Here is a 20,131-nt window from a genome sequence, read left to right on the forward strand (position 1 = left end):
CTGATTTCTCCGATTAAGTGTTGAGCATTTGCATCGATAGTGCGGTTACACAAGACAAGAACCTACGACAGCTCCGGTCCAGCCGCACGAGCATCCGCAGCCATCAACGGGTCGACACTCTGTTCGGCCTTCGTCTTAACTGTTTCGTGACAAAAACGGAACACGCTCTCGCCTTCGTCTTTGAGATAAATCGTACTCACCCCAGACGACTTCGCATAGTCGAGCATCGTCCAAAGCTGTATGAGGCTAAAGGACTCGCTTCGCACGACGTCTTGGCCGTGCGTGAATTCCGACCTGAGGTGTGCCAAATCGCCGTTTGAGAATACTCTTAGCTGTGCAGGGTCTAGATCGGCGGTCTCATCATCCAAACCGCTCCCAAGGACTGTAAAGCACGCCACACCCGCGCAACCATGGACTACTTCATCGACATCCAAATCCTTGCTGATCTTGGCCAGTCGATGAAACTCATTACGAATGCTGGCCATATCCATGACTTCAACTACACCTTCATAAAAGTAGTCGTTGGTGGTTTTTAGAGGCAGGATCAGTCGCACCGGGATATCGTCTTCACACGCACGCGAAACGGTTTGCTTCACCTCAAACAAGGCTGATTTCACTTCGTCTTCAGAGTACCCCGCCCCCTCACGCAGCCAGCGCCCCAGCGCCTCGGTGACGCCCTCTGGCTGACCACCGGCATTAAAAGCCTGCAGCATGCTGTGAGACGCGTGGCTTAACGCCTCGCACAACTCATCTTCATCCATCTCACCCAGATCGCATTCGGGCAACCGGATGCGCAATTCATCGGGGTCTGAGAACTGATCTGGGGATAGGCGGCTCGCATCGAGTCGTGAATTCGACAGATCAGACAGGACAACATCGCCTACAATTTGCAGGAACGCTTGTTCACGCGCGGACATACTCACATCACACCTCACTCGGGAAACAGGGTTGTTTTGGCTGTTGAAGGCGCAGGCGACAGCGGATCATGGCCCCCGCCTGCCTCAGCCGAATCGGACTGCGGGCCCACATGCACGCGGGGCATACGGGTTTCGTACCCTGTGACATCAGAAAAAACTTCTGGGAGCTGGTCGCCGTACACGCCCTGCCGAGTTTCAACGACCCGCCAAACGGGAGTAAACCCGCCGTACTCGTTTTTCTGTCGGCCCATCTTGCCGAATTCAATGTTGTACGTATCCGAGGGATCCAGACGCACCACCACATGGGTGATGTTGTTCTTCGCACCGCGACCGATCTGAAATTGGATGCCATCATCGATCGCAACGGGGTGCTTTACGCCGCACATGGCTCTGAAGCCGCGACCACCCAGTTGCTCAAGAATGGTCTCCGCACGCGCAATACGCAGCTCTTTTTCATTCATGGGATGACTCCTCGTCGCTATTCGATAATTGCTTCACAAGTTCTGCCTGACACAGCAACGTTTGCCACCACACATCTGATGCGCGCTGAAGCGCTTCAGATGCACGCTGTGGGTCGACATGACCAAACAACAGATCAACGCCTATGTGTGCAAAGCGGGCCTGAGACTGCAGCGTACGCACCCAGGAGGCTTGTATGCAGCCTTGCATACGCTGCGCGTCCGGCCATCTGTGAAAATTCGGATCAAACATATGCGTTACCCCATGCTCATTGAAGACGAACGGCCGCCACTGGTGCCCAGCTCGGTCGGACGTCCCGAGCCAAGACCCACCTCGTCCAACACCTCGGCCATGGTCGGATCCGCATTCACCACGCTTTCAAGAAGATGATCAACCTGAGCCTCAGACAGCCACTCACACTCCATGACCAATTCATGGCAGCGGTACATATGATTGGCATGCTGTTCCTGATGCGGGTTCACCACACAGTCAATCAGTTCAGGATGCTGCTCCCCTGCAGCTTTGAAAACCTCATACGGCAGATACTGCATATGTGGGGGCAGGGATGCCTCATGATCCTTCAGGAACTGATGCACATGCCTGACCACAAAGGAATCGTTAGGATGGGCCACCAGCAACTGCATAATCGCCACATCCGGCGTAGGCCCACGATCCGCTCCCTGCACTGACGACACCAGCGCTTCCAGTGCGCCCGGAATGTCTGTACCGGTCTTAACGGCCAACTCGAAACGAATCGCTTCATGCCGCCCATCAAAAATTGGATGGCGCAATGCCTCTACCAACAGTGCCTCACGGTTACTCGGCTGCAGTTGGCAGGCATACTCAATCAACAGGTCCACACGCCCCATGCCCACCACCTCATCCGATGAGCGCTGGTTGAGTGGGATCTGGGCACGCTGGCGGGCCTCGGAGATCCATGCATCGGGTACCACCAGGTATTGAAAGCGATCATAGGCGGCTTCAGACCAAGGCGTTGACTGTCCCGTGGCCCGGTAGCACGCACTGGAGACCAACGGTGAGTGCATATCGGCGTGCGTTCCATACACCATCAGTGTACGCGGCCCATTCAAGCCAAGCGTGCGTTCCACCGGCAATGGCGGGATGCCGTTACCCGGTACAACATGCATCTGCACACGGAGAGCACCTTCCATTCGCGCAATAATGGTGTCCTGCATGGCTGCCGGTGCTGAGGCAGCATAATCGTCAAGCGTGAAGTGTTTGGTTTCCATGATGCATCTCCTGTTGATGCGTTTCTTTTAGGCCTGTGAGGGCCCTTTAGGCTCGCTGGCCGTGCCTAGCGCCATTGGGTCCAACAACGGTCCGCCCACCTGATCCAACAAGTCAGGCGTCGTACGCGCAACACTCTCCCGTATGCGATCCTTTTGCTCATCGTTCAAATGCGCACAGCGGGTGTAGATATCGCGCAGGTGTAGCGCATGATTGGGATACGTCTCTTGCTCCGGGCACAGCACCTCTTCAAGCAGGTCCGGTACCCGTTCGCCGCCCATCTCATAGATCACGTACAGCATGTACTGCTGATCCTCACTCAAACGTCCGCGCTGATCCTTCAAAAAATCACGCGCAGCCTCAAATAGCGCTGTGTTATCACGGTTCAACTGGAGGATCGACATCATGCCGAACTCAGGACGGTGTGCCGTTTTGTCAGACTCGATGAATGCCTGTAAGCCCGCATTGAAGGCGCCGATCGGATCAACACCAAACACGGTTGCCATATGGGTTCTCAACTGCACTTCTTTGTCTGCGAATGACGGTGATGCCAGGGCCACATTCAGCATCATCTCTTTATCCAAAGCGGGGTGCGCCATTACGAACTGATTGATCAGCGCCAGATCTCCCATATCGGCAACGGCCTGCACTGTGCGTTGTTCTAGTGGTACACGTTCGGCATTGTGGCGAGCGATGCGCATCCAGTCGTCCGGTACGGCAATGACCTGGAGGTCTTGAATCCATCCACTGTAATGACGCGTATCGTCCGCCAGCGCTGAGTGAATAGCCTCCACAAATGCCCGAGAGGTGATTTCCCTCTCAGAGCCAAACACTCGTATACGATGTAATCCAACGGCCATATAGGGAATGTCCATCGCGCTCAACGATGGCAAAACGCGGTTGCATCGAATAGCCCCTTCAATCGCACCGGTGAACAGCGCTTCATCCTGCTCAGCCGCCGGTGTGACATGTGATTGAATATCAATGTGCAGCATGTATAAGAGCCTCTTCGTTAAGCATTCAGTCTCAATGACGTTTGCGGCATCTGCGGCGCCAGCAGATCCACCTCACTCGGTTGATTCCGCTCGGGTTCATGCACGCGCAATTCATGCCAATAATCCGGTTCGCTCAGTTCGCGCGGCGCGCTTTCATCCAGCGCATATTCCCACAGCGTTGCTACGTCCTCGGGCGACAGCGTGCGCGGGTCATAGGTCGCAACCATCTGTTGCGCGTGAGCATGCTCGCCACGCTCGCAGGCCTCGCTGATGGCGTTATCCACCAACCATTCATGCATGCGCTTCACCGTCGCGTGCGCCCGGCGCTCGTTGCGGTAGTCCTGTGACGGTACCACACTCGATAGCGCTCCTGACGGCAGGGAAACACATTCCCCTGCGTAGTCGGTGATGCTCGTTGCAACTGCGGCCTTAAGCGGCTCATACCCGATTGTTTCGGGCGGTTTAGGATCTGCTTTGACATCCTCGGCATTCGCTTTGCGGTGATAGCGCACCAATGCACTGCGTAACGCATTGGGATTGGTTTCCAGTCCCGCAAGACCCACCCGTTCTATCTGGTTACTGATCGCCAATATCCGATTCTGCTCGGCCTCTGATCCCGATTTGAGCGTGACGACACCCATGCGGATCAGCTTGTGGTAGATAGCCGTCGCATTGGCTGTTTTGGCCATATCCAGAGTGCGGTGAAGCTCTATACCCATAAACAACTCAGCCGCTTCTTCGTCCACATCGAAGGCACCGCCCACTTCCGCCTGCGCAAACACTTTGCCGCTCTTCTTCACCACCGTGCGTTCAACGCCGGCGGTCGCCGCATCCAGATCACGAAATCCATTGAACGCACGGTCAAACTCATCATCTGCAAACGGAAGCGTTTTATCGCCGGATATACGAATGTCCGCCCGTGAGTAAGGTGACGCTTCAGGGTTCAGCTCAGGCACAACAAAATTGAGACCACGGTTCATTACCTCGTCCCAGATCGACAGCGCCTTGGCCGGCTCGTGAAATCCGTATCGACTCCACAGAAGCTCAATGGCAATCACATCCGCCTCACGCAGCAGCGTAAAACGGGGTTCAAACCCACCGTCATAGGCCGCTTCATACTCCCGGCGCTGAATAGTCAGTGCAAAACGCAGCAAATCTTCCGTATGCGCCGCGCTGTAACTGCTGGGGTTGAGATCAATCGTACCATCCGCATTCACGGAACGTGCGAGCCAGCGGCGTTTATCAGGATTCCAATGGTGGTACCCAATGTAGTTTCGAAAATCACTGAGGGGCTTCATCCAGGCAAAGCGATCTTCTTTGACCATATTCTCCAGCGAATGATCTCGAGAAATCTTGTGGCAAATATGGCAGCCACTTCTCCCACCACACCCACTTTGGGAAGGCTTACCCGCGGCGTAGACGTTCACCATGCATTCACCCGCGTTGAGGTCGCGGTAGTGCTCAATGAGATCGGTAAAATCGCTGTAGGTCTGGCCAATGCCGTTACGGACTTCTGCGATGTGCATGAACACATCATCCAGCGTGAAGTCCGCCACCGGGCTCCAGATGTACTGTCCCTGCGCGTTCAGCACCGGTGTCAGTTCACTGTCGCCCCGGTCTTCCATATTCCCACTACGGGCCGAGGACTCGTCGCGGCGCGTCGCCACCGCCGTAAACACTTCGTCCTTTCCATACGCTTTGAAGATAGCCTGCTTGTGACTGGTGATAGGGCGAACTTTCATCATCATCGAGCAGTTTGACGTCATCCCCGGAAGGGTGGCGACCAGTCGCCCGCCAATAAGGCCCACAAGGTAGTTATTCGACATCCCCGGCTGAATGATATCCACCCGTGCCGGCAGGTCATGCGCCTCGAAAAACGCCTGCATCTTGCGGCACTCGCTGCGCGCAAACTGGTTCACAACAGGGTTTTCAAGGCGGGTGTCAGAATGCGTGACCACCAGGCGAGGGCCATCACCCGATATGCCGTCCAACTCGCCGGCTTTTTTCATTTCAAGCAGCGTGTCGATCATCAGATTTGCCATGACAGAGCTGTCCTTGCCGCCGGAAAAGGCGCACAGGGCGCGCTTGCCCTGCAGCACCAGATCACGGTAGACCGACTTCACCCGCGCAATTTTCTGATCGAGCGTTAACGGAGCTGTGTCGCTCCCTTTTACCGCTTCCACATCATGCAACGGGATCTGCTGGTTCGGATCGATTGATTGGACAACCGTCATGGCGTTGAACCTCAACCCAGCGACGGCTGGCTATCAGCGCCAGCATTCGCCAGCGGATCAACGTCTGGCTCTGTCAGGGCCACTTTGCCCGGTATCGCACGATGACCGGCAATGGACTCCAGCACGTCGCCCAACGATGTGCAGTACCAATCGCCCTCATACTTCACCAGAGTCAGATTGTAAGTATCCCCTGCCTCAAGGAACGTGATATCCGGATCATCTTTCTGTGTCACACGATCGCTGCGTACGGCCTCAACACCGTGCATCGCCAGGGCCTGATTCAGCGCCTGCTCCAACATTGTGTCGTGGAGACGACGCACCCACTCGGGGTTGAAACACTGTTGGAGCCACTCCAAGACACCCGGGACGGTTTCAGGATCGGTTTGACCGGTCATTAAGCCAACGACCATTTGCCCCTGCTCTTCGCTGTAGCCAGCGGCTAACAAGCGCTGCACAAGGTCGTCAGGAGTTCGGATAGCCTTCGCTTCGGTTTCGGCGGCCGCTGCTTCGACCTGCGCCTGAAGCTTGGGAAGAATGTCGACGGCCAGGTCTTCATTCTCATCAACCACCACATCACGAATGTCGGTGATCGTGACCGAGATGCCGCAATGCACAGGTGTAAATCCCTGTGATTCCCAATAATCATCAGGAATATGGGTGCGCACTTCATACCATGTGAAATTTTCCCAGTCGAGCACCTGGTTAGCGCCATCCGCCCTCATGTAATCATCAACGGCACAGCGAATATCCTGTTCAACGGTATCACGCACATCCGAAACGAACTGCACGAGATACACTTCGTCTTGCTCGGCATCCTGGCACATCAAATTAATTAGCTGCATAACGATTCTCTCTCAGTTCAATTCAGGGGCGGATATGCTAACACTGGGCGCGTGGGGGGGCATGCGCATCAGTCCCGCTCATGGTGTCATCACCCAAGTGGTTTGTTCATTAGTCTGGCAGAAGACTGGGCAGCGTTCGCCAGAGGATCCGCCTCAACTACCAAGCGCAGTGCTTCACGGTTCAGCACCGTCACCAGCGTATCACTGTCCATTTCGATATCGGGATCACACACCGGCGATGCATAGAAAAACGTGGTCACGTTCTCGCAGTAGGGATTCACGCTGGCGCGGACGTGATCTGGACTGGCAACCAGCTGCGCGCGTATGGCAACATACCGCTGCGCATCAGCCGCGATCTCTTGAATGGCCTCGCCATGGGGTAATTGATCCCACCAATCGCAACATTGGCCTAGCAACGGTAGTGCGCTGGTATCAATCCAAAAATCGATGATTTCATCGACATGCTGACCGCCCCACTGCGCGGTCGGCACCGGATACCCTTTAGGCACAGGAATACTAACGGCCAACTGCGTAACACCGGCATCATCACTGATGCAATCAGACGCCGGCTGGCACCCGGATAGCGTTGGATCAAACAGAATCGTGTTCAGAAAATGAAAGCGAATCGCATCGACATAAATCGGACGCTGCATATTTCCGTCCTTTACAGCCCCAACCGGGCGGTTTGGTTATTAGCAGGCTCCACATGCGCGAGCGGATCATCCGCCAATGACTGGTTAATCTCATCCAGCAAACGGGCCTGAAACGCGCGATCCTCGTGAATCACCCGTAACGCGGAATGGAGCACCTCATCAATGGGTTGCTGGTCTATGCGCATATCTGCAACATTCACCGCCAGGAAATTGGAATGTGACTGCAGGTTGGCCTCAGCAATCATCATTTCAACCAACGCGGGTACCTGATGAGGCTCTGCCCGTGTCTCATCCGTCAACACCCCTTCGATCACCATGCCATCTGGCCCAGGCGTGATAGTGAAATGAGCAACCTCGACTCCCTTGTTCAGGGCAACCAGATCATCACCGTACACGCGGTCGGGCGAACCCGTCTTCACCTGACGCACCTCCCAGTCTGATGGAAGGTTAAGCTTGTAGTGAGCGTCTTTACCGCTGATCGGCGTAATACGGGCCTGGTAATGCTCATCAATGCTAATCTCGAACATCCGGTGTTCGATGGGCTTGAACGGATCGTGCGTCAGCAGGTGCTGTGACACCGGATTCGGTGGGCGGATACGCGTAAGTTCCCAATCCTGACCGTGGAAATGTATCGGGAAAGACGCACCCACATCACTTTCAAGCAGACGCCCGCGCATGATGGAATTGAAACCATTTCGCTCAACCAGAAAATCAGGGTTCACGTAGTGCAGGTTACCATTGACCGGATCCGTCATCGCAAACTCGTAGAGCCGGGCCTCCTGTGCACGGGTGCGTGAAGCGAACTCCTCGCTGCGGATAGCATCATCAATGATCGACTCGGAGGCCATATCAATCATGGCATGCACGCCAAGCGGCATCAGGTCGGTGCCGCTTTCGCGCACCGAATACAGGAAGTGTGCCCCGGGCACGGCCAGGCGGTCCAGCATGTCGGCATCATGGATCAGCAAGTCATTTTCATAATCCTGCAGATAGCCCAACGGCTGGAGCGAAGCGACCAGCGATCGAACCTGTTCAAACGCGGGGGACGTTGCGGGGTGTGTGAGATCGCTCATGGAGGGCACCTTTCACATTCAGTTAAACCACATATAAATAGATACTAGCACCACGGGCAACTGACGTCCAACAGCTCACCAGCAAGAGCGGGAACAGATGATTGACGCGCTCTCTGAGAAGGAATCTCTCATCAAAAGATTGCAGGCCCGATGTGATGCAATGTCTCAAGTGATGGCTGCACAACTATCCGGTGCTGGCATGATCAACACGATCCACAACAATCTTGCCGCCAACGCTGAACGGCTTACCCACGAGCGCACAGCGCTGGATGCGTTACAGGACCTGTTCAGTCAGAAAACCGGCGCGATCGAGTCGCTCGACGGACGTGCACACCACCTGATCACGCATGCCGATCAGAGCGCCGAGACCGCCGGCGTGCTGGACAAGAGCACAACCGCAATCAGCAAGCTAATCGGCGACATACAGGAGATATCCGACCAAACCAACCTGCTGGCGCTGAATGCGGCGATTGAGGCGGCCAGGGCCGGTGAAGCCGGTCGCGGCTTTGCCGTGGTGGCTGATGAAGTTCGGCAGCTGGCAGGCAAAGCCCACCACGCAAGCACGGCGATCGAAAGACTGATTGATGATGTAATGACGCAGACGGGCCACATCACCCGCATGGTGACTGAGAGCCAAGCGGGAGCAGGTGATATCTCAGCCTCCTCCACTCAGATACAGGGCGTCGTGAGTGAAGTGCTCGGTCAGTCACGGCGTATGCAAACCGTGATCCAGGACACAGCAACAGCCTCTTTTTTGGATACCGTGATGCTCGATCATGCGGTCTGGAAGAGCAATGTCTATTCACTCATTGAGCGAGAGGAGTACGCGACTCCGGTGAATGCACACAGCGAATGCCGATTGGGTAAGTGGTATTTCGAGGGATACGGCGCAATGCATTATCAGCACCTCCCCGCCTTCAAAGCAATCGATGAGCCCCACAAGGACGTTCATGACGCCGGTAGAGACGCATTGGCGGCAGGCGCTGCCGGAGACTTCAACGCGATGATTAAGCAACTTGATAAGATGGAGCGGGCATCAGAGCGCGTAGTTTCAGCACTAGAAGCGCTGCAGCACCATGTGTGCACGAGGGGTTAATCCCCCCCCGGTCTTGCGCTCACGATTTTTCAGATTTCTTCGCCCAGAACTGGTCTGCCAACTGACTGAAGGCTGATGCCATACCATGCAACGAATGACCTGCGCTGGCGCTATGCTCCATGGAATCCAATGATCCCTCTGACGCATCGCGGATCAGCAGGATGTTGCGGTTGATTTCATCCGCTGCCTGGCTCTGCTGATCTACCGCCGATGCAATCTGCAGGTTCATCTGGCTGATCTCGTCAAAGAGATTAACGATCGCTGACAATGCGGTCGCAGCCTCCTCGCCTTGTGCAACGCAGATTTGCGCACGCTCCTTGCCTTGTTGCATCGCCTTTACCGCCTGCTCAGAGCGCGACTGCAGATCCCCGATCAGGGTGTGCACCTGCTCGGTCGCATCTCGGGTACGGGTTGCCAACTGGCGTACTTCATCAGCCACCACGGCAAAACCGCGCCCAGCTTCACCGGCCCTGGCTGCCTCAATCGCCGCGTTGAGGGCTAGTAGATTCGTCTGCTCAGCAATCCCGGAGATGGTATCCAGTATTCCCGTCACGGCCTCACTACTGGATTTAACGCTACTCACAACGGTGGCCACATCCTGAATTTCCCCAGCGAGCGCTTCTATGGCGGCCACATTCTCACGTACTACAGCGTGACCTGCATGCACTGTGTGCTGACCCTCTTGAACGCGAGAAGAGCTACCCTGAGCACTATTCGACACTTCGGTAATGCTGGCAGACATCTCGTTAATTGCGGCTGCCACCTGATCGGTTTCGCCGAACTGATGGGTGATCTCCGTTTGGCAACGGCCAACGGAATCACTGAGTGATTGTGAGCAGTACTTGATGCGTTCGGCACTGTTTGCAATGCGACCAATCAACCCGCTGTTTTCCGCCTGAAACATCTTCAGTGCCAACTGAAGCTGTCCAGCTTCGTCCTGGCGACCGGTGTACACATGACGGGCAACAGGATCATCGGTGAGCAGGCGCGTTGCTTTAACGGCTTTCAGCAGTGGTGACAACGTGACCAGTGAGCCCAAAAGGCCCGCACCTACAGCACCCAGCCAGACGCCCACGGACGCAAGCGGATTCAGCTGAAGACTCAGATGTGCCGCCACTGCTGCCGCAGCCGGCATAGCGGCGCAAAGAACAAGCTTCGAGGAAGCTGAGAGACTTTTACGCAGCATCCGCGGCGTTTTGGTGCGCATAGCCGAGTGATCGGTCAAAAGGCAGGCATACAACTTTTCAGCGCGTGCGATCGCCTCTGGACTTGCTTGACGGCGAACGGACTGGTATTCGGCGACCTGCCCGTTCTGAAGAATCGGCGTCACGTAGGCATCGACCCAATAGTGATCGCCGTTCTTGCAACGGTTTTTGACGATGCCCATCCAGGAATGCCCTCCATGCACCGCATCCCAAAGCTGGGTAAACGCCTGTGGCGGCATATCCGGATGTCGTACCACGTTGTGGTTTTTACCCAGCACCTCTTCGGGCGTAAATCCTGAGATATCCACGAAATCCTGGTTGATGTAGGTAATGGCGCCTTTGGTGTCCGTTGTTGAGAGAATGTTAGCCGCCGGACCAACAGGCGCTTCCTTCTGAGTCACAGGGGTATTGAGTTTCATGACAGGCCTCAATTCTTATTTTGGATTTAACCATTTTACATCTTAATGACACCCGAAATGTGACATCGCATTACCGAGAACAGTAGTTTTGATGCATATCATCACCATCAGGGGATATATTTATCGACCATGGATGGCCCAAACCCCGAAAGACTGAACAATACGCTATCAATGATGGGGTAAATTCCCAGACACACCCACCCCAGACCCAGCATCAGCAGCATTTCGCGGCGCGAATCACCGCGCTCAGAGAACACCGGCTCGATTGCGTTCAGGGCAAGCAGCAACCCGTAGAACATCAGTAATACACCGAGAAGCGGTACCAGCACATTTAGCCAATCACTGTGATCGAACAACCACTGATTGATAGACCCGACCCAATAGATAAATTGCTCTCCAAAGGACACTTCATCACTCCTTGCCCAAACGCGAATAATTGGAAGCCAAAGCTAATACCACTTTGTGGTATGATTGATTTAACCCAATATTATACAACTGACAATCACCATGATAGCAGCGAACATCTCAGAGATTCGTCAACGGTTTTACACCAATCAGATCAACTTGATGATCCATACTCAAAGAACCAGCATCCAAGAAGCAGCAGACGTACTGGATGTTGAACCCGACTGGCTAAACAATGTCCTCGCCCGGCGAGCAGAATGCCCTGATAGTCGCCTTCACCGGCTACATGACCGCCTCCGGGATCATTTTCACGGCAAGCCCGCAACACTCTCTTCAGAGCCATCATCAGCTAACGCCGATGAAACCATAGCTGCCGCGAGCATGTGACCGGCCATCAACTCTGGCGTTGTCGAGTGATTCGAATTGCCCGGGGCTTCGCGGCGAAGCACGGCCAGATAATTCTCGAACTCACCTTCCAGCACTGGGGCAAGCGCATAATCAACAGGCAGCACCGCGCTCAATGGATCAACCTTGGTTCCACCCACTTTGAGCTCATAGTGCAGATGCGGCCCTGATGACAATCCTGTATTGCCCGTCTGTGCAATCACCTGCCCTTTCGCAACCGCGGCACCGGTTTCAATACGCGATGCAAAACGCTTCAGGTGCAGATACGTGGCTTCGATGCCACCAGGGTATTCGACGACCAGGTAGTAACCATTGCCACGCGTGCGGCCTGCATGCGCGATCCGGCCATTGGCCTGAGCGACCACGGGCGTCCCAACCGGCGTCATGAAATCAACACCCATGTGCGGCCGCACACGTCCTGTCACCGGATGCTTGCGCGCCATGCTAAACCCTGAGGACACCGGAAAGGCCTGTTTCAGAGGATGGTCAGTAAACAGGTCCTGACGCCAGGGGGTTCCATCTTCTTGGTAAAGCGAAAAGCCCCCTTGAATGTCAGGCATCCGCACTACATTCACCAATTGCTCATCATTACGTTGCCACGATATTGAAGCGATAGTATCCGCCGTAACCCGGTCATCCTCACCCAGCGTGCGAATCACAAAATGATCCCCGGCAATAGGGGGCCAGTGCGGGGCTACAGATAGGGATCCCCGCAGAACTGGAAGCACATCAGAAAACTGTAACCGGTGCTGCTGATCAAGCTCAGACTCACGATCATCACTTTCATCATCACCCGGCACGTAGTATTCCTGCGTGTGAATGCTATCGGAAAGCTGTTCTAGCCAGACCTTGGCATGCATTTCATGGGATGGTGGTGGAGCCGGGTTCACGCAAGCCGCAAGCCACTGGGTTGAATCTTCGGGCTGCACAATGCCACGCCTGAATTCCTGCTCCCAGGCGTTGAGCAGTGCTGGTTCAACCACAGCGTCCGCTACCCATTCCTGCAGGCTCACAGGCGGTAAATCGGAACGTTCGCTAAGTGACGATGGATCATCGCCTTTAAGGCTGTACACCAGCGCGGTACCGACCAGCAACGAAGTGGCAAACAAGGTGCCTACAATCACCTTATCTTTTAAACGCATGGAACCATGCTTAGGCGCTTTCATCGTGCCGCTACCCTCCGATCCGCCGCCACATACTGCTGATACAACGACTGTACACGGCGGACATATTTCTGTGTTTCCTTGAAGGGAGGAATGCCATTGTACCGATCAACATTCCCAGGGCCTGCGTTGTAGGCGGCCAACGCGAGCGACAGATTACCATTGTATCGAACCAGCATCTGACGAATGTATTTTGTGCCACCTGCTATGTTCTGAGCCGGATCAAACCGATTTCGTACACCCAGGTCCCTGGCGGTGGCCGGCATTAATTGCATGAGACCGCCTGCGTTTTTATGCGAACGTGCCTTCGGGTCAAAATTCGACTCTTGATGGATAATCGCCCTGATGAGGGCAGAGTCAATTCCAAACGTGCGCGAGGCAGAGGCGATTTCACGGTTGAAACGGGACGTATACAGCCGCCCCTTGCCGGCTGGTGTTGGCATCAGCCGTGCAAGCTGACCGTTGATATCAGGGAGAGTATCTGGCGTCTCATCAGCGTATGCAGCGTCTGTAAACGCGGCAAGCCAGGTTTCATCTTGTGCCACATCAGCAAATGACGCGCTGAGGTTACTGTGGATAGTACTGGCGCTTGGTACCTGTGTGGGGGGCTGTTCAGCTTGAACATACACCAGGGTGTAACACTGATCTAAATCATCAGAAGAGCGGCTTAATACACGCTCCCGCATCAGATCAGATACCCCCAATGCCGGCAGTACGAATGTCATCAACCATTCGCCCCCACCTTCACCACTACTCCCTGCGTGAGGGTCCGCAGCGTATGGGCTCTGCTGCGAAGCTTCCGGCAATACCAACACACCCTCTGACACCTTCGGTGGTAGCAGGTTACCATCCTCTGCGAGAGCAGGTTGACCGGACACACTCATAACGATGAAAACAAGCCCCAGCGGGACCGAGATGGGTAAACGCACACGCCTCCTACCTGGCTACTCAAACAGCACAGGAATACTGTATTTGGGATTATACCAGATAGGATGTTGTGCGTGGGCCGACCTTGATCAGCCCGGTGGTATTAGGGTAGCCAGAGCGCCGGTGTTGTCTCAGGAAGCGCGTTGTGAGCATTGCTCGCCTCGAATAGCTCTGTGATCATCTGTGCGCGCGATGCGACTGCGGGTGACCAGAGGGTCTGTGATTGGCCGAGCTCTCTATCGGGTGACCATAATGCCCGCGGATGTGTCTCAACCCGATCAGAAGGCGTTGACTCCGCCTCATCCTGTGGCGCCCAAAGCGCGGGAGCTGTCGTACTTCCGAGTCTTACGCGGGTGTTTGAGACCGGTGGCTCCCAGAGCGCTGGCAGCTCAGGCATAAGTCCAGGATGGATTAGGCTCTTGGTTTCCGATGAACGAGGCGGTTCTGCCGACACACGGAAGTCAGCCGGCGCCATACAGGCACCTGAAGCTGCAGAGCTCTCTAAAGCAAGAGACTCCTTAGTAACCGGTGAAGTTGACTCCGGCGGAAAGCGGACATCTATCGAGTAGTGATTCAGCTCGCCCTTTCCGATCCCGCCTCGCGAGAACGCGTGGAATTCAATACGGCCAACGCGCGATGATTGGAAAGCGCTTGAAACAGGCTTTACTGCAACATGAATATACCGGTCGTGGTAGTCAAAGTCCGGATGTGGCACAAGCTCAACCTTAAGGTTGTCGCTTGATACCCATGTGTATTTGAATCGCGCATCACGCGGATCGGGTAAGCACAGCGATACCAGATCGTATGCGTGAGAAATCGTCAAACCCTCTGTTTCAGCCACATCGAGATCAACACATGAAGCACTCACTCCACCTGAGGAAAACGCTGCGACCGTGACAGCGCCCAGTAAAACACGTAGGTTCAAGCGTACCCCCTCACATTGTCTGTGCTTGCTCAGGTTTCGATTCTGCCATATAGCGTAACAGGTCCTCTTTAGCGGAAGGCTGATTTGTTTGCACTTCAACAAACAACCGCTGAGCAGCGTTTAGCAAATTCCCAAGCTTTATCAGGTCACATTCTGCTGAAACGTTGTCATAGCCTGGGTCCACATACACATCACGATAAACAGACCCAAGCGCCTGCCCCAGCGCCTGTTTGCCCGCGTCGGAGAGCTCATTATTAAATGCCATTTGTTTAAGGCATCGGGCGACAGTATTCAAATCAGAGATTTCGTCTTGGATGGCTTCGTTGGACTCACCGTAATCCTCCGGCGACCAGAAAATATCGTGCTGCGACAGATGCTCAATCTGCTCTGCTATCAGTAACTCTGGGGCTGGGCCCTGCAAGGCACATTCGCGCATTTCTTTAACCACTGCCAGAACCGGCTCAGGTAAAGAAGAGGGAGATTCACGCGGCAAAATCACATTGCCATGCTCAATATCGAATAGCGCTCGTGAGCCAATTGATACACCATCGAGCCCTTCAATTGTAAAAGCGCCCGGCTTGGCAATGAAGCCACCTTCAGTGCTTCGTACCTCATTCACGGTAATCGATTGTGTGAAAATGTCCGCTAAATTGATTGCTACGGTATACCCAAGAAGATTTGAATCTTCTACATCCACCCATCGTTGCAGCACAACACCTGGATTTGTGGCCGTATCAAGCGCTAATGCCGCTCGATTGCGCCAATAATCACTGCCCGCAACAAACATACCGTCTGGGGCGTCATCAACGCTGCCCAAAGACCACTGATCATGCCGATCGCCGGCACTGAGCAAAAGCATCACTTCAGATGACAAGTCAGATATCCACTCATTGATAGCCGAGTGGAAGTCACTGCTATCGCGTGAAGGAATTCGATTGGTATGTACCGCTTCAAAGGCCCGTTTTTCCAAGAAAGATACACCGAGCCGCTCCACACGCTCCGCATCCAGCTTCAAAACAGCTCCATTAGTCAGCATATTACGAAAGGTCGCCTGATCAGCCTGCCAACGCTGCCATTCGTGAGCAGTGCTCAACTTCAAAAGCATCGCACGCTGAAACGCCATAGCGCTTTTCGCATCCGTCAGATCTTCAAGACGGTCCTCCATTCGATCTTCACGGCGCAACATCATACGCATATGCATACGCCAACGTGGATTTTTCATGATGTGGTGCATGGAAAAATCAAAGAATCCAACCGGAGCCAACTGATCCTTGTTGGCTTGATCGAGTTTCTGATCTGATGAATGCATTACTGCTGACATGATGTACTCCTTGTACTACGCAATTGCGCGCTGATATGAATTGCACTCTGCGCGTTCGATCGGCATTTCAACCGTTGCAGAGGACCACTCGAACGATTTGGACACGCGATTCAGCGGCAGGAACACATCCCACTCCCCGAACATGCCGCTGTCATATACGATTAGTTCATCTGTACTGCCGACTCCCGCTGAACCTGAAGGGTAATCGATTTTTACGATCGTTGGGAAGTCAGCACGAGACTGTACCGGAGTGCCGTTAATTGTGCGCTTGCGCATCCGCATCCAATACAAACCTGGGACGGTTGGGCGCTGTCGAGTCCAGAACATAGTGCATCTATATTTAAATGGTTAAACCAAGTATATCATAGGCCAACAATGTTGATGGCGCAATGAACACAACCACCTAGCGGGTTGTCTGGTTGTGCTGTTTGGTGGGGATTTCAGGTACAACAGGCGCGTGCCGACTATCGTCGGTTTGGCGAAGGCCCGGCGGGCTGAGGCCCCGATAAATTGGCATCCTGCTGCGGCTCCTGCGCCTGCATCTGCCGCACCCATTCCATATTCCTTGCAAATGCGGCGTCCTGGATCTCCTGCATTGTCCGGCCGCTTGCTGGCGCGTGGGAGCCCGCCATGGCCAAGTTATAGTGCCCACTGGATAAAATGCTGTCCATACTATTTTTGCCGTACAAGCCCGTTAATTCTGAGGGTTGGCTGATGCCCTGGCTGGCCAAAAGCCCTTCTGTTTGCGATTGTGCTGCCGACACGGCATGAGCCAGCCCCGTCGGCACAGGCCGCCCCTGCTCTTCGTAAGCATGTGCAATTTCACCAGCGACACGATACACCTCGCTCAATCCGGATTCTTGATCGGACAATCCTTGCTTAATATCTCTCGCAAGACCTTGACTGGCATCGTACTCTAACGTTTGCCAGCTTCTCGATATTTCGCTTTCGCTTGTGGTATCCATCACAGAGGTAACGGCCAGTACCGTCAGCGATCCCTTTGTGCCATCAGGAACGCCCTGATTCTGCAGTTGTCTCAGCAGCTCAGCATCGAACTCCCCGCTGGGATCATGCGCACGCGCTTCTTGAATCAACCCCTGTGCCTGCTGTGCGTCAAGCTGGCCTCCGGCGATCAGCGCGGCCGTGGCAGATAATGCCTCAGGTCGGCCTTCGCGTAATGCGATTCGGACGTCCTCGACTACGTGATCTATGGTACTGCCCAGATTATCGCTTTGGCTCAGATGATTGACCATATCGACCTTGGCGAGCACATCAGTGCCTTTGAATACCCTGCCCGAGGCCCGTCCTATATCCTCAGCATAGAGCTGATCCGTGATATCCATCACATTGCGCTCACTACCATGGGCCAAAATGTACTCTTTGCTCTGGTAGTACCGATTCTGGCTTTCAAGGCTATCAAGACTAAACGGCGTATCGGATGTGCGGTGCCCCAGATCCTTCATCATTTGTGTCAGCGTTGCCGCCGCAACATGGGGCTGGTTAACCTGGGTCAGTAACCGATCCACCAAAACACCCACTTCCTGCGGTTTTAGCGGATCGGCTGCAGCCCCGTTTACGGGCGAGCGCGATGCATAGAGGTTATGAATCTGCGCCGGGCTGCCGAAGCTTCCCACGAAGGCCGTTTGGAGTGTCGATGCAATACCCACAGTATCCTCCCTGTCTATACACGCTCTACATGGATATATCGGGCAGTGTAGAGTGATTGCCCTGACTCAGCAGGTCCGCTGCGGACAACGCTGTATCGTGGGCGAGCTCCCAATACTCGCAAAATCGCACCATTTCGCCCAAGCTCTGCTCTGCTATCCGTTTGTTCCAGCCGCGATCCTTGAAAGTCTGACCGGCATTTTCCAAGCCACTGTCCTGACACTCCTCTGGCACAGCAGCCAATCCTTCCTTGGCCGCCATCATACGCGACTCGTTTTCGGCCCAAAGCGCGGTGACCTGCTCCATCAATGAATCACCCCGTTCAAGATCATCCTGCGAAAAGGATGTGTGCGCGATGTTCTCAAGGGCATCCGCACGGACCAGCAAAAGTTCATCAAACTCGACCATAGCAACAACTCAGCTCAATGTTGGGCGTGCCGTGTTTGACCCAACCTGAGCAAGTGGATCATCTCGCAGATCATCTACCACTTCAGGTTGAACTTCGGGGCGATCAGGGAACTCGACGCGCACGTGCGTACCTGCTTTCGGATATGCCACCACCAGCGTTTCACCCAGTCTGGCTTCACTATCCCCTGATAGTACCCTGGCATCATGCAGAATGCCTACTCCCTGCCCGATATCCTGAATCACCATACCCAGATCATTAACCGTTACAGGCCCTTCATAGGTTGCACCACGCACCGGCCGGCGGATCTCACCCACCACCTCCGCGGCCGTATCCTGAAGCTCTGCACTGATGGCGCCGGCAAGGGCGTGAATGTTATCCGGCTGTGAGAGGTCGATATTCAGTTCTGCGGCAAACTGTTTGATAGATTCGCCGATCGCGGCACCCACTGCACTGAACGCACCATGACTCACACTCTGGCCCAGCAGCTCATGGGCTATTGTATTGGAGAGCCCCTCAAACAGCTCCGGCGGGATATTCTTCATACGAGCATTTTCCGCCGGCGTAAACTGTCGCAGCAGATCAGGATTTGTTGGATGGGCCTTCTTGGGGTCGGTGCTGCGAATCTTGCCATAACCTTTCGTCATCGCACCTACCGAAGTACTGTCATCAGTGTACACCTGCATTCTAAATCCTTTACCCGCCGCAATATCGCGCTCTTGCTTGGCTTTCAGGCCTTTCATTTCGGACCACATCGGCGAATCGGGCGGGATGTTGTCAAGAATATCTGACAAGCGAACATCACGCCTCTCGGGTTTTTGCAACATCGACCAGTCGAAATGGATACCACGACTGGTCGCCATCATGCACCAACGCTTGCGGTTCTCAAGCTCATTAAAATCCCGACCTTCCAGTTGGGTTTCATGCACATTATAGCCAAAGTCGCGCAACTGATTGCGGAGAATGGATGCACTGGCCGTGGATGAGTACGGAATGACATTTTCGAGGCAGAAAATAGCCGGGTTCACTTTAGCGATTATCACAAGTGCCGCAACCACCAAGTGGCCCACTTCCGGATGTTCCTCAGCGTGGCTCGTGCCACGCTTGGATCGACCAGCGACTGATGCACCCGAACACGGCAGGCCCGCTTCGAGTAGTTCAACTTTGGGCAATTGATCCACTGCAGCGTGGTCAAAGGCAAGCTCCTGAATCGGTGCTGCAAGAGGGATGGTATCTTTGTTCCAAGCCAGGTTTTTGTCGCTGGCCTGCTGGATCAGGTCGTCACGGATTTCGTTGGCAAAGGCCAGTTCAGTGGCAATCCCGGCTTTCGCAAGACCCTCATGTACTGCATGGGACAGTACGCCACCACCGTGCGATATGGAGCCCATTTTAAGAGGCTCACCAGCTGCCAACTTCGACTGCAAACGACGCTCGCGCTCTTTCACCTTCAGCTCAGTCGCCAATGGCATGAGAAAAATTTCGCCCTCTCGCTGAACCATGCGAATCGCTGCCATTCCATCGAAAAGAGCAAGTAACTCTTTGGAGTTGATATCAATGACCGGAAGTTCTTTATCCCTTTTCTTTTTGCGCGAGACGACGCGAGTTCCGTCCGGTCGGGCTTCCAGGATGATCGCACCGCCCTTGACTCGCACATCGTAACGGTCACCAGCTTGAAGTCCTGCCACCTCTATTTCCTTGCCCTGCATCCAGATGCGGGGCTTGCCCCGGTTATTCCCGATATTCTTGACAAAGTACCCGCGCATGCTCATATTG

The 20,131-nt window shown here is 54.5% G+C and carries 19 protein-coding genes; 1 reads left to right on the forward strand and 18 read right to left on the reverse strand.

From position 1 onward, the window contains the following. Window positions 1–62: 62 nt before the first annotated feature. The 9 genes from ACAM29_RS19390 to ACAM29_RS19430 all read right to left on the reverse strand — a co-directional run bounded on the left by ACAM29_RS19390 (window position 63) and on the right by ACAM29_RS19430 (window position 8,421). On the reverse strand, window positions 63–917 hold the full coding sequence (locus ACAM29_RS19390) for a hypothetical protein (protein ID WP_369625217.1): 855 nt from the start codon (window positions 915–917) through the stop codon (window positions 63–65). Window positions 918–931: 14 nt separating this feature from the next. Further along, entirely contained in the window at window positions 932–1,378 is a 447-nt protein-coding gene (locus ACAM29_RS19395) for a hypothetical protein (protein WP_369625218.1), read from the reverse strand. Further along, window positions 1,371–1,586 (reverse strand): hypothetical protein, encoded by a 216-nt coding sequence (locus ACAM29_RS19400; protein ID WP_369625219.1) that lies wholly within the window; start codon window positions 1,584–1,586, stop codon window positions 1,371–1,373. The genes ACAM29_RS19395 and ACAM29_RS19400 overlap by 8 nt, the downstream gene beginning before the upstream one ends. A gap of 47 nt (window positions 1,587–1,633) precedes the next feature. Further along, on the reverse strand, window positions 1,634–2,626 hold the full coding sequence (locus ACAM29_RS19405; protein WP_369625220.1) for a hypothetical protein: 993 nt from the start codon (window positions 2,624–2,626) through the stop codon (window positions 1,634–1,636). Window positions 2,627–2,653: 27 nt separating this feature from the next. Next, complete coding sequence (locus ACAM29_RS19410; RefSeq protein WP_369625221.1) at window positions 2,654–3,619, reverse strand: hypothetical protein; 966 nt, start codon at window positions 3,617–3,619, stop codon at window positions 2,654–2,656. A gap of 17 nt (window positions 3,620–3,636) precedes the next feature. Next, a complete protein-coding gene (locus tag ACAM29_RS19415) occupies window positions 3,637–5,853 on the reverse strand; it encodes a hypothetical protein (protein WP_369625222.1) in 2,217 nt (738 codons plus the stop codon). A gap of 11 nt (window positions 5,854–5,864) precedes the next feature. After that, complete coding sequence (locus ACAM29_RS19420; RefSeq protein ID WP_369625223.1) at window positions 5,865–6,695, reverse strand: hypothetical protein; 831 nt, start codon at window positions 6,693–6,695, stop codon at window positions 5,865–5,867. Between the two features lie 89 nt (window positions 6,696–6,784). Beyond that, complete coding sequence (locus ACAM29_RS19425; protein ID WP_369625224.1) at window positions 6,785–7,348, reverse strand: hypothetical protein; 564 nt, start codon at window positions 7,346–7,348, stop codon at window positions 6,785–6,787. An 11-nt stretch (window positions 7,349–7,359) separates the two neighbouring features. Beyond that, complete coding sequence (locus ACAM29_RS19430) at window positions 7,360–8,421, reverse strand: hypothetical protein (protein WP_369625225.1); 1,062 nt, start codon at window positions 8,419–8,421, stop codon at window positions 7,360–7,362. 97 nt (window positions 8,422–8,518) lie between these two features. Between ACAM29_RS19430 and ACAM29_RS19435 the strand changes: the two genes are divergently transcribed. Beyond that, the gene (locus ACAM29_RS19435) at window positions 8,519–9,517 is read left to right on the forward strand and encodes a methyl-accepting chemotaxis protein (protein WP_369625226.1); all 999 of its coding nucleotides are present in this window, start codon (window positions 8,519–8,521) and stop codon (window positions 9,515–9,517) included. A gap of 19 nt (window positions 9,518–9,536) precedes the next feature. Here ACAM29_RS19435 and ACAM29_RS19440 read toward each other — a convergent pair whose 3' ends face one another. From ACAM29_RS19440 to ACAM29_RS19480, 9 genes are all read right to left on the reverse strand, one after another. After that, entirely contained in the window at window positions 9,537–11,141 is a 1,605-nt protein-coding gene (locus ACAM29_RS19440; protein ID WP_369625227.1) for a methyl-accepting chemotaxis protein, read from the reverse strand. A 107-nt stretch (window positions 11,142–11,248) separates the two neighbouring features. Then, window positions 11,249–11,548 carry a hypothetical protein gene (locus ACAM29_RS19445; RefSeq protein ID WP_369625228.1) on the reverse strand — a complete coding sequence of 100 codons (300 nt, stop codon included), beginning with the start codon at window positions 11,546–11,548 and terminating at the stop codon, window positions 11,249–11,251. Between the two features lie 306 nt (window positions 11,549–11,854). Continuing rightward, complete coding sequence (locus ACAM29_RS19450; RefSeq protein ID WP_369625229.1) at window positions 11,855–13,093, reverse strand: M23 family metallopeptidase; 1,239 nt, start codon at window positions 13,091–13,093, stop codon at window positions 11,855–11,857. Window positions 13,094–13,113: 20 nt separating this feature from the next. After that, the gene (locus ACAM29_RS19455) at window positions 13,114–14,043 is read right to left on the reverse strand and encodes a lytic transglycosylase domain-containing protein (protein WP_369625230.1); all 930 of its coding nucleotides are present in this window, start codon (window positions 14,041–14,043) and stop codon (window positions 13,114–13,116) included. Window positions 14,044–14,976: 933 nt separating this feature from the next. Next, a complete protein-coding gene (locus ACAM29_RS19460) occupies window positions 14,977–16,287 on the reverse strand; it encodes a hypothetical protein (RefSeq protein WP_369625231.1) in 1,311 nt (436 codons plus the stop codon). A gap of 15 nt (window positions 16,288–16,302) precedes the next feature. Further along, window positions 16,303–16,563: a hypothetical protein gene (locus tag ACAM29_RS19465; protein WP_369625232.1), complete on the reverse strand. Its 261-nt coding sequence runs from the start codon at window positions 16,561–16,563 to the stop codon at window positions 16,303–16,305. A gap of 188 nt (window positions 16,564–16,751) precedes the next feature. After that, the gene (locus tag ACAM29_RS19470; RefSeq protein ID WP_369625233.1) at window positions 16,752–17,954 is read right to left on the reverse strand and encodes a hypothetical protein; all 1,203 of its coding nucleotides are present in this window, start codon (window positions 17,952–17,954) and stop codon (window positions 16,752–16,754) included. A 25-nt stretch (window positions 17,955–17,979) separates the two neighbouring features. Next, the gene (locus ACAM29_RS19475) at window positions 17,980–18,360 is read right to left on the reverse strand and encodes a hypothetical protein (protein WP_369625234.1); all 381 of its coding nucleotides are present in this window, start codon (window positions 18,358–18,360) and stop codon (window positions 17,980–17,982) included. Between the two features lie 9 nt (window positions 18,361–18,369). Continuing rightward, a complete protein-coding gene (locus ACAM29_RS19480; RefSeq protein ID WP_369625235.1) occupies window positions 18,370–20,127 on the reverse strand; it encodes a DNA cytosine methyltransferase in 1,758 nt (585 codons plus the stop codon). Window positions 20,128–20,131: the final 4 nt, after the last annotated feature.

The sequence above is a fragment of the Marinobacterium sp. BA1 genome, from assembly GCF_041155135.1.
Lineage (GTDB): Bacteria > Pseudomonadota > Gammaproteobacteria > Pseudomonadales > Balneatricaceae > Marinobacterium > Marinobacterium iners.